This window comes from Vibrio sp. 10N.222.47.A9, assembly GCF_963872585.1.
GTDB classification, from domain to species: Bacteria; Pseudomonadota; Gammaproteobacteria; order Enterobacterales; family Vibrionaceae; genus Vibrio; species Vibrio splendidus.
Genome location: NZ_CAWNBB010000110.1, coordinates 1 through 369 on the forward strand (window position 1 = coordinate 1; position 369 = coordinate 369).

1 tRNA gene is annotated in these 369 nt (G+C 35.8%); it reads left to right on the forward strand.

Annotated elements, in window-relative coordinates:
- The first annotated feature begins 47 nt into the window (after window positions 1-47).
- Window positions 48-123: transfer RNA gene (locus tag AACT19_RS25415), tRNA-Ala, on the forward strand.
- Window positions 124-369: the final 246 nt, after the last annotated feature.

Sequence of the window (369 nt, forward strand, 5' to 3'; positions counted from 1 at the left end):
GATTGATTAGGTTTAGAAAGTTTAAGAGTAGAAATACTTTTCCAGATGGGGCTATAGCTCAGCTGGGAGAGCGCCTGCCTTGCACGCAGGAGGTCTGCGGTTCGATCCCGCATAGCTCCACCATCTTTAAGTGTTTTTATCTGAAAATATTTAAAAATGGTTCATTAGTTTGAATCAAGCTCTTTAACAATTTGGAAAGCTGACTGATTGATTACTTACGAGTAATTCAATCAAATTTAAAAGTTCTCAATGTTTATCTTTCATTAGATAAACACAACAAACACATTCAAGTGTCTTGTATTCGAATCAATGTTTACATTGATTCACAATTGAGTCCGGCAAACAGTTATCAAGAATTAACCCTTCTTG